Source organism: Bacillus sp. JJ864 (assembly GCF_036963045.1).
Taxonomy (GTDB): Bacteria; Bacillota; Bacilli; order Bacillales; family Bacillaceae_G; genus Bacillus_A; species Bacillus_A pseudomycoides_C.
The window spans coordinates 18,948-28,779 of the sequence record NZ_JBALLY010000107.1; the positions used below are offsets into that span (position 1 = coordinate 18,948).

9 protein-coding genes are annotated in these 9,832 nt (G+C 42.4%); 1 reads left to right on the top strand and 8 read right to left on the bottom strand.

Features of this window, described 5'->3' with window-relative positions; all coding sequences use genetic code 11:
- Window positions 1–32: 32 nt before the first annotated feature.
- From V7024_RS16710 to V7024_RS16745, 8 genes are all read right to left on the bottom strand, one after another.
- Window positions 33–476 carry a hypothetical protein gene (locus V7024_RS16710; RefSeq protein ID WP_335521949.1) on the bottom strand — a complete coding sequence of 148 codons (444 nt, stop codon included), beginning with the start codon at window positions 474–476 and terminating at the stop codon, window positions 33–35.
- A gap of 155 nt (window positions 477–631) precedes the next feature.
- The gene (locus tag V7024_RS16715; RefSeq protein ID WP_335521951.1) at window positions 632–3,907 is read right to left on the bottom strand and encodes a phage tail tape measure protein; all 3,276 of its coding nucleotides are present in this window, start codon (window positions 3,905–3,907) and stop codon (window positions 632–634) included.
- Window positions 3,908–4,021: 114 nt separating this feature from the next.
- A complete protein-coding gene (locus V7024_RS16720) occupies window positions 4,022–4,816 on the bottom strand; it encodes a hypothetical protein (RefSeq protein ID WP_335521953.1) in 795 nt (264 codons plus the stop codon).
- Window positions 4,817–4,833: 17 nt separating this feature from the next.
- A complete protein-coding gene (locus V7024_RS16725; protein WP_335521955.1) occupies window positions 4,834–5,442 on the bottom strand; it encodes a hypothetical protein in 609 nt (202 codons plus the stop codon).
- A gap of 13 nt (window positions 5,443–5,455) precedes the next feature.
- Complete coding sequence (locus V7024_RS16730) at window positions 5,456–5,713, bottom strand: helix-turn-helix domain-containing protein (RefSeq protein WP_335521957.1); 258 nt, start codon at window positions 5,711–5,713, stop codon at window positions 5,456–5,458.
- Between the two features lie 6 nt (window positions 5,714–5,719).
- Window positions 5,720–6,001 carry a hypothetical protein gene (locus tag V7024_RS16735; protein WP_335521959.1) on the bottom strand — a complete coding sequence of 94 codons (282 nt, stop codon included), beginning with the start codon at window positions 5,999–6,001 and terminating at the stop codon, window positions 5,720–5,722.
- Between the two features lie 294 nt (window positions 6,002–6,295).
- Window positions 6,296–7,159 (bottom strand): hypothetical protein, encoded by an 864-nt coding sequence (locus V7024_RS16740; RefSeq protein WP_335521961.1) that lies wholly within the window; start codon window positions 7,157–7,159, stop codon window positions 6,296–6,298.
- A 1,132-nt stretch (window positions 7,160–8,291) separates the two neighbouring features.
- Complete coding sequence (locus tag V7024_RS16745; RefSeq protein ID WP_335521963.1) at window positions 8,292–8,600, bottom strand: hypothetical protein; 309 nt, start codon at window positions 8,598–8,600, stop codon at window positions 8,292–8,294.
- A gap of 260 nt (window positions 8,601–8,860) precedes the next feature.
- On the opposite strand from V7024_RS16745, the gene V7024_RS16750 reads away from it, so the two are divergent.
- A complete protein-coding gene (locus V7024_RS16750; RefSeq protein ID WP_335521964.1) occupies window positions 8,861–9,430 on the top strand; it encodes a recombinase family protein in 570 nt (189 codons plus the stop codon).
- Window positions 9,431–9,832: the final 402 nt, after the last annotated feature.

The window sequence follows — 9,832 nt, forward strand, 5'->3', positions numbered from 1 at the left end:
CCTTAACATACTTACGCACGATAGCAGTCGAATCATCGAGCCTTATCATCGCTATTATGTATCGCAAAGAAATCATGAAGGGCTAGTTCTATGACATCTTCCGCATTTAAGTGATATTTATCTGCAAAACTATCTATAACTTTTTTAATCGTCCCCAAGTCTTTAATTAGTTCACGCAATAGCTTCATGTCATGTGTCGTTAAACTGTTATTTTCACTTTCTTTTTTTGTCTTCTTAGTTTTAGTACCATTACCACTCGTCTTAGCTATAGGCTTTGGTATAAATTCTTGTATATCCTTTTTTAAAGGGGGCTCTTCCGTACCAGCGTAATACCAACCAACGCCACCCTTTTTATTGTGCTTGTAACCTACGTTTTTTAAAACTTTTAGTAGCCCCTTCTCACCTATACCGATCTCATCTCCTACTACCTTAGCGCTATTTAGTTTTAATGCCTCTATAACATCTTCAAATGTCATCCTCATTCCCCTTTTCTCCCCAAATTATATCCGAGTATACTTTTACGCAAATTGCGAAAAATATTATACCCCAAACATCTCAATGTTCGTTTTTTAAATATAGCACACAAAGAAAAGGTACGGCAATTGTGCCGAACCTTCGCTTTTTACGTTTTTTAATAACCTCTCATTCGTTTTTGCTGTCGTTCTAATTGCGCTAGCTCTGCTGCGATCTTTTCTATGTCGTGATCGTCGCGCACAACCATCTCGTTGATGCTGAAGTAGTTGTGAATATCACCTCCACCACCTTGCGCAGACTGTACCGCATTTGCTATGTTCATAGCTGTACCAGCGTTAAACGTTTTAATCAAGTTAAACAGGTTCTCTTGTTGTCCCGCTGTGAGTACCATTTCATTCTTTAACAGTCGTACGTCCACCTCGTCGAACTTCGGGCGAGTAGGTCGTTGCGCTATTGGAGTACCTCCATTATGATACTTAGGGCGAATGCTTTGCGTAGTACCGCCGTTATGTCGTTTATCGCCGCCACCGAACAAGTTCTCTACAGTGTTTACGACTTTCTGCCATATCGTTACCTCTTTCGTGACTGGCTTAGAGGCTTCTTGGTTAAGTGAGTTTACTTTAGCGTTTGCGCTCGATGTATCCGCATCTACAGACTTCGTTTTCTCTGCTTGTGCCGCTGCGTCGATATTTCCGATTTTACCTAGCGCACTAAAAGGATTAGCGTCAATAGGCTTCGTTTTTAGCTCTTCTGCTATACGGTTAAGGTCAGTCACTTTAGTTAACGCACTAAGTGGATTCGCATCGACTGGTTTCGTTTTAGACTCTTCGATACGGCTATTAATTTCTTGTATTCGAGCATTTGCTATAGTAGGGTTAGCGTCGACTGGCTTAATTTTCGATGCCTCTATCTGTGCATTTAATTCTCCGACTCTTGCGTTTGCTAGCGAAGGGTCGCCGTCGATGTATTTCGTTTTTCGTTCTTCTATATATTTATTAAGGTCTTGTACGCCTGTATCCGCTTCGGTTTTATCTATGCCGACCTTTTTATCTGTTTTCTTATTAAGCTCGCCCACCATTTCTTTGACGTCTTCTTTTCCGTTTTTCATGAGCTGGTTTTGTTCGATTTGTAATTGATTATTTTCTTGAATTTGAGTTTTAGTTTCGGTTAACTTACCTAGCTTTTCATTAGCTGTGTTTAGCTCTTCTTTTTGCTTGTCGGTAAGCTCACCTTGATACCTTTTCGCCTCAGCAAGCGCTGAAATTTTCTCTCTTTCTTTTGCGATGGCTTGGTCTAATGCCTTGATTTCATTACCTTTTTCGTAAGTAACTTCTACTTGTTTCATTAGGAATTCATTAATCTGCTGAATTGACTGCCGTCCTTTTTGTAATGCTTGCTCAGCTACTCCGATTTCCGCAGTTTTAGAGTGAACCTTCGCTTCATGGGCGTGTAATTCCTCTTTTGCGTTAGCCAGCGTTTTTTCCGCTTGTTTTACTTTGTCTTCATTTAACTTACTGTCTTTTTGAGCGAAGTCCTCTTTCGAGCGAGCTAACATAGCCTCTGCGTGTTGTACTTTTTCTACTTTACTTGGCGTTTGGTCTACAAGGTCATTCGCATCTTTTACTGCGTTTCTGTAGTCTTCTAAGTTTTTACTTAGATTCGTCATAGCTTGCGCTTTTTGTAGCTCTAGCTCTGCTAGTTTCGCTCTATCAAGCTCTGCTGCATAGTCTCGTGCGGCTTGCGTACTTGTAGCGATTGCTTGCCCTCTTTCATTAAACGCAGTAGATGTACTAGGTGATTGCTTAATAATCTCGTCTGATAGATTGATAGTTTTTTGAATTTGCTCGTTGTTGACACCGCTTTTTTCTATAAGTCTGTCTAACCCCGCTTGTATTTCTTCTTTCGCACGTGGGTCGGTTGCACGCTCTAAATCCTGCTGCAATCTACGGTATTCTAAAAGCTCGTCGTTGTTTAACTTAATTTTCCCACGCATTGCGTCGAACTCGTTCGCTGCATTCTTTAAGCTGTTGCTTTGCTCGTCTAATGACTTGTATGTATCGAAAGATACCTCTTTGAAGTCTGCGGTTTCTTCTTTAGCTGCCATTAAAGTACTTGTTAACGCACCTACTGCGATAGAAATACCAGCAATCCACGCCGTAGCTGGATTCGCTACTAATGCTAGTGAAAACGCACGAATAGCTGTTACAGCTTTCATTGCGCCAGTAGCTAGTAAAGCAACGCCTGCCGCTGCGCCTGCTGCTGATAGTCCCGCCGTTATCATTTTCGGGTCTAACTCGCCTATTGTGTTCGCTAAATTCGCACCGATTTTTAATAACTCTCGTGCTGCTGGTAATAGCGCTGTACCTAGCTTAATGCCTACAGTTTCCAGTGCGCCTGTAAAGTTATCTAAATCGCCCATGAGCGTATCACGCATTGTGTTCGCCATTTCTTGCGCTGAACCAGCTGAGTTTTTAAGATTCGTTGAGAAGTTCGTTAACGCACCGCCGCCTTCTTTGAGTAACGTTAAGAAACCACTTGACGCCTCTGTACCTACTAGCATCGCTGCGTACTGTGTCTTCTGCGCATCTGTTAACCCGCTCATTTTCCCTTTTACGTGGTCTAGGATTTCGGGTAATGGCTTCATCTCACCGTTAGAATTTTTGTATGAGATGCCGAGTTCTTCCATAGCTTTAGCAGCTTGTCCTACTGGGTTCGCCATGCTTAGTAATGTCGCTCGAAGAGTCGTACCAGCTTGCGAACCCTTGATACCAGCATTAGACATTAAAGCGACAGCTGCCGCAGTGTCTTCGAATGGTATTTTTAAACTTGCTGCTACAGGCGCTACGTACTTCATCGCTTCCGCTAAGTCGGGTAAATCTGTATTCGCATCGTTCATCGCACGTACTAAAACATCTACTGCGTGTCCCGAGTCTGACGCTTTAATACCGAAACCTGACATCATAGAGCCTAAGTAGTCCGCAGACGTTGCGAGGTCTAGGTTCGCTGCTGCTGCTAAGTTTAATAGTGCAGGCATAGAGTCGATAACGTCGTTAGTTTTAAATCCTGCTGCTGCTAATAGCGCCATACCGTCGGCTGCTTGCGTCGCACTAAAACTGGTACTCGAGCCTAGGTCTAGCGCTGTTTTCTTTAATCGTTCGAATTCTGACCCAGTTGCGCCACCTATCGCTTTTACTTTCGCCATACCTTGCTCGAAGTTTGCTGCGGCTGCTACACTAGCGCCCGCTGCTGCTACTACTGCTGTACCGACGGCTGCTGCTGCTGTCGTTATTTGTGACAAGCCTTGCGCTGCTGTGGCGCTACTGCCTCGTAATCCGTTCATATCGTTTCGAGCTTGTTGCATACTTTGTCTAAATTGACTATTATCGAGGACAAGTCTAGCTCGTACCTCTCCCGCATTTGCTCCTGCTGCCATTCCTTAGCCCCCTTGTTATGTAAATTTCTCATAAAAAAGACGCGAGAGATTTAATCCCGCGCCCTCTATTAGCGTTATCCGACAATATCCCTTGACATTGCCACTCCAGCTATATTATTCGCTATATAAGTCATGTCCGTATCGGTTATGATTCTCGATTTTCTTTTCTACGAATTGTACAGTTTCAGCATGATCTTCGAAGTAGCCAGCAGGATTGTTTACGTATTGCCCCGCAACATTTCCGATATTATCCGTGATTGCTGTGTGTACCTGTCCTATGGCGAATTGTGCCGAACGCATTTGAGTAATACCATCTAGTCGCCCTTTGATTTCGTCGAAGTTGGGTACTTGTGACGCCTTCGCTAACTTCTGACTCATTACTGATAGTGCTGGGCGAATATGTGGTAGGTTATCGCCTTTGCCGACTAATTCCGCAAGTTGCCCCGTGAAATAACCTTGTAATTCGTGTGCTGTCTTTCCGTTCTTACTTGCTAGCTCTACCATACTTTCTAGATGTCGAATAGCTGTATTTTGGTCGGGTGATAATAGTACCTTTGTTTTTAAGTCGTTGATTTCTGCGTCATATAGGATGCGGTCAGTTTCGCTCAGGTCTTCGAATTGTGGTGTTAATAGCGCTCGTGTTTGTTTCTCGGCTTCGTCCAGTAACGCATTATATTTACCTCGGCGATCTTTCATCTCCGACATCAATGCGTATGTTGCTACCTCCTTAATACGCTCTCTTCTCGCCATTTTTCCCTTATACGTTAATTCTTGATTCGCTTCTACTTTACGTAGCTCTTCGTGAAGTCCGTTATCTCCCTTTAGTAACTCAAGTACACAGCTTGCCGTACTTGCTTGGATTCCTCGTGCCTCTTGTATTAGTTCTACTGCTGTCTTTGTGTTTTCCATTGTCATTTTCCCCTTTATTAGTTAGTTTTTTCTTCTTTACGGAATTCTTCTGGTAGTTCTTTTGTGCGCTGAACATACATTAAGTCTGTGTCTGATGGTTTCGGCATATCTCTAAGTGCGAATACATCACTAAAACTAGGAATAGCTCCTTTTAGTCCTCGACCTAATTGGTTTAGCTCTGCTATTAACCCGCCGAACTCATCATTTAGCTTATAAAAATCAACTAGTGCGCTGTAATACTCTTGTAGTCCATTGTGCGCTCGTTCTACAATCGGCTGTACACGTTCCTTTTGTAGCATAGGATTGATATTACCGAACCAGTCATTTGCTAAGTCGTCTAGGGTAACCTCATCTTGTAGCTCTTTCGCAGCGTAATCATACGCCTTACTCGCTTCTTTCTCTGCTACTTCTAGCGCAGCATTTGCCTTTTCGATATTTTCTAGCGCCTTTGCTTTTTTCGCGCCTATAGATTCACCTGAAAACTCTCGATTTAAGGTGTCCTCGTATGCAGCTACAGCAGCCGTTACGCCCTCTTTCGCATCTCGTACCTTTTGTGCATAGCTCTCCACGAACTCTAACGCCTTGACGCCTTGTATTTTATAGTCTTCGTATAATTTCCATTCCATCTTTCGTTTCCCCCTATAGTCCTACTCTAGTGCGAATCATGTCTTTCAGCTTGCGTTGCTTCTCGTCTAGCATAAATTGCTCGATTTCCGCAATTTCTGTATCTGATAGATTTAGTACCGCACGCATACGTTTTTCAGTATCGTCACTCGGCTTTTGTACGCCGTTCTCGTATCGGCTTACGGTAAGTAGAGATACATTAATTAGATCGGCGAACTGTTCCTGCGTTAATTCGAGCGCTTTGCGTATGTATTTAATGACTTCGGCTTTCATCGTTTGCTATCTCCTTTCCCTTATTTTTCCGTACTTATATTTCGCTGGTCTATCTTTCGCATCTTTGCCGTAATGGTTTAGATATACTTGTCGGTATAATACGTACTCATTCGCAGCTTTTATCGATATCAACGCCCTGTCATATAGGTCATATAATTTCATCTTAGAGGGCGCGGGGTCTTTCGGGTCTTTTTCTGTGCTTAGTTTTGAAATATTGATAGTCGAACGTTGTATAACGTCTTCATCATCCTCGATAACCATGTAATCGCCTTCCCATATTGCTATCATATAATCACCTCCTTTCGTTTGTGTGCGATGTGTTTACATCTATGTATTTATATCGTTCATCTCCAAAAAAAGACGCCGTAGCAGGCAGCGCCTCTTACTTTTTGGCAGGTGCAGCATTTCGGGAGAGGTACGAGTTAGACTCGTCTTCCATCACTTATATGTACGGCTACGGGTCGATTTCTTGTATAGTGAGCGACATTTTTTTATTTTTTTTCGCAGCAAAGGGAGAAAGCCGTCCTCCTTACACCCCTATAGTGTGTATTATTCATGTCTTTTTGGTATACTTTTCTTAAATTAATTAAGAGAAATACGAAAATAATTTGTCACTAACGTAGCCACTTCGCTTTTATCATTGCCTCTATCGCATAAATAAGGGTGTATTAACATCGCTTTCCCTTTTGTACCTGTATCGAACGTAGCTACTGCTCCTTTACGTTTTAAGCTCGATAACAATACGCTAAAATGGCTATATTCTACGCCCAATAACGCAGCAGCTTCCTTAATGCGTAAAGGTTTCGCTTTGTCTATGTCTTGCTCTGACGGGTCGTGCGTTAACATAAGAAATTTGTGATTTACATACGCAGTCGCTTTAAGTAGCAGCCCTGCCTCGTTATCGGTTAATTCATCTATCTTTTCTTTCGCATGGACTCGATACACCTTCGTAAACGGTTTCGCTTCCTCACTCTTTCCGATACAGATAAGTGTTTCATCTATATAGAAGACGCTGCGCCGCCCTTCGCCCTCCTTACGAATTACACCTAGAGCCTCTAAACGACCTAGTGCCTTCTTAATACCATTCGTACTCTTTCCTAAAAGACGCTGCATGTCTGACTGTTTGAGCGGTTTGAGCTTGCCTTGCGCATCTCTTTTCCCAGTAACGAGCCTACTGCCGTTCCCCAGTCGTAAATTTAAAGCTAATTTGAATAGTAACCCCGCATCTAGTAGCGATATATCTTTATTGATTGCACTCATACGATCATTGATTACCTTCAAAAATTCTCGCTTGTCTTCTCGTCTTTTTTCTCTAACTTCCTCACGAGCTAGCTTATCTTTGTACCCTTTCCGCTGACGTTCTTCCCTTTCCTTTTGTTCCATAACCTCTCGCTGACTTACAAGAATTTCACCTGTTTCTCTATCCACGTATTGCGTTAACTTCATCACATATGCTCCTTCCATATTTTCAGCGCACAAAAAAGCGCCGTACACACTGATAGGCGCAAATCACTTCATTTACTGGTATTTATTTTTGTTTACACGCATTGGATAAACTGATACTTTATCTTATTTGACATTGGTTTTAGTGCTAGTTACGAAAACACGCGAACCCCTTGCGGCTCTAAGCGTCAAGACGTTTTTTAGTACTGAGTACGTTCTTTATCTTATGTTCATTCATAAGAGCGCCCTTGCCTAGCGGCATTTACGCAGCAATATACTAATAAAACACCTCCACTACTGCGAATACCATTGATGTCGATGAGCGCAGCGAAGGAGACTACGAGGCTTGCAAAGCCCGTATGCTCTAACGCAATAAGTACCCATGTGACGTTGAGCTAACATGGCTAGATGTCACACTAACTAGAACTAACTAAGAACTATAGCTATATAAATAACTTAGAGGCTACTGCGTATCCTCATTGACGCAGCAATATATAGAAGGATAATGCGAAGGTACTAAAAGAAGCGAAAAGAGGCGCTTATAGAACGAAAAAAGACCCCACGCTATTACTGCGTAAGGTCTCATATAATAAAAATATATTATTGCGGCGGCGTGAATTTGTAAAGGCGCTTTTAGATTCGCTGCTTTCGTTTTATTAGATTGATTTTCGTATCGCTAGCGCTGAATGTATCGTAAGAGATTCATATAGTGACTGCGTAATGGCTTGCGTAGTTAATGCGGTCGTATAACGTAGTGTATTCGATGTGTAAGGCGTTGCAGTTTCGTAGTGTGTAACGGCTGTGACTGTGTGGGATCGTTGGGGTTTGCGGTGTGTATGCGTAAGGTGTTTTCGTTTGATGGCGACTGTTACACCCCGAGTTCAAAAATATATTGCGCTATTTTCGTACAGCTGCTGTAGGACGTGTGTGGGGGCGCTTGGGGGTTCGACCTTTTTCGCTTCGGTTTCGATGTATAGCTACCTTGTACAATACTGCTTCATTTATTTCTGCGCTTCTGTTAGCTTCGTACACACTTCGATTATGATTACTTTCGAATGCGTTTCTTTATTCAAATACAAAGCGAATGAACTTCTTTTGATGCGCAACGAATCAAGCGATTAACATTTGTTCTTCGTTATGATCTTCTTTTCATTTCGTTATTGATTCGAGCGAAGACGCAGCGAACACGAAAGCCTTTGCGAATACAAACGAATAAAGAAAGGACGACAAACAAAAGCCTCACAGCTTTCCTGTAATCAGTATCGAATCCTTTCTGCTGCGTTAGATAGAAGCATAGTACCGCATGTGCCGTATGACCGTATGCCCAGCAACCTGTACCATTTGCGTCTGTGTAGGTAATGCGCTCGCTCCTAATGCCATAGATAGCGTATAAAGCTGTAGAAAGCCCTCTACGATGTTCTGTAACGTTCGAATATAAATCCATTACTCAATCGCATATATGAACTTATATAAAGCCCTGTGCAGCCAGGTGTCGACGTATGTCGTACCGTATCGGTGTATGAGTATATACGCAGCCCTATTGGTAAAAATGCGATGACATATATTGCCCTATTCCCTAAAAGTATAATAAAAGGGAATCGAAGTGCCGCCCTTATTTTATGCGGGTTTTAACATTCCCTATTTCCATTCCCTAAATTACGTGTTAGAATAGGGACAACGACATAAGGAAACGGGGAATACATAATGACAACCTTTGGATATGCAAGGGTTTCGACTAAAGAACAAAACTTAGATACGCAGCTAGAACAACTGAAAACTAGAAAATGCGATGTGATTATCGAGGAAAAGATGACAGGCGCAACGTTTAAGCGTCCCGAGCTAGAAAGGTTATTAGAGACTGCGCAGGAAAATGATACTATCGTAGTGACTCGTGTAGATCGTTTAGGGCGTAATACGCAGCAGCTACTAGAATTAGTAAACGAATTGCAGCAACGAAACATCACGCTATTTGTAATTGAGCTGGGAATGGAAGTAACGCATAGAAACGGGAAAATGTTTCTTACAATTCTATCTGCGCTTGCCGAGAACGAGCGGGAACTACTAGCGGAAAAGCGTAACGCAGGGCTAGAAAATGCGAAACGTAAAGGTATTAAGCTAGGTCGCAAAGGCAAAGCGAAGGGACAGGTAGAACTTGCGATTGATTTATGGAAACAAGGCGATAAAACTATTAAGGAAATCGAAGAAAGTACAGGCGTAGGCAAATCTATCCTGTATCGTGAAATAAAGAAACGTGATTTAAAGCGAGAAGTATAAGGGGCGGCTATTGTAGTCGTCTTTTTTGTTGTATACGTGAACCCCTCGAGTTTCAAGTCCTTCCTTCCAGCAGGACGGCGTGCAGCTGATATTGCGATAAACCCGTATTTTGTAAAGTGGTGTAATCGTTTTAGTTACACATAAATCATTGTAAACCCTACAACCGCAACACTTTCACCATTCCACCTATAAAATAACAATTGTTTACATGGCATGGGATACCACCAGCTACGATGAGATCAGCGCCAACAAGTCGCAACACAATAATCGAAATGTCGGCGCTATCCCAGCAAAGAAATCTATATCATGTTCGCATTCAACGAGCTAGTTTTTTAGTTTAATATCTACTTTTTCTTCAATGCGATAATCGTCAGAACGCCGCCTGCAATCATTACTATGTGG